Here is a 478-nt window from a genome sequence, read left to right as displayed (position 1 = left end):
GCTATGGTTATCACCATTCAAACCGTGATCGATCAGTTGGAGGAAAGCGTTCCGAAGACGGAACCCACGGTGGACGGGCTCCTGTTCGGCGACCCGGATGCACCCGTCCGGGGGATCGTGACGACCTTTTTGGCCACCCATCGCGTTCTCCGGCAGGCCATCGCGCTGAGGGCCAATCTGGTGATCAGCCATGAAGGGATCTTTTACAGTCACCGGCCCTCGGATATGCCGGAGCCGGACTCCGTGTTTCGGGAGAAGAGAAGGTGGATCGAGGCATCCGGCCTCGCCGTCTATCGCTGCCACGACGCCCTCCACCGCCGCCGGCCCGACCTCATCGCCCGGGGGCTGATCCGATCGTTGGGCTGGGAAGCGTATGTGGAGAAGGAGTTGCCTGCGGCGACCATCTTGGCAGTCCCCAGGCGCCCTTTGAAACAGCTCCTTCCATACCTGAAGAGCAAGCTGCAACTGCCCTTTTTGC

The 478-nt window shown here is 61.7% G+C and carries 1 protein-coding gene; it reads left to right on the top strand.

The genetic code is table 11. The annotated features are described in order from the left end of the window. The coding region (locus RZO55_RS07820; RefSeq protein WP_318063727.1) for a Nif3-like dinuclear metal center hexameric protein at positions 1–478 on the top strand (478 nt) is incomplete at both ends.

The organism is Clostridium boliviensis, from assembly GCF_033342255.1.
GTDB lineage: Bacteria > Bacillota > Clostridia > Lachnospirales > Lachnospiraceae > Lacrimispora > Lacrimispora boliviensis.
The sequence above is the reverse complement of the archived record's forward strand: the minus strand, read 5'-3'. Positions and strand labels throughout refer to the sequence as shown.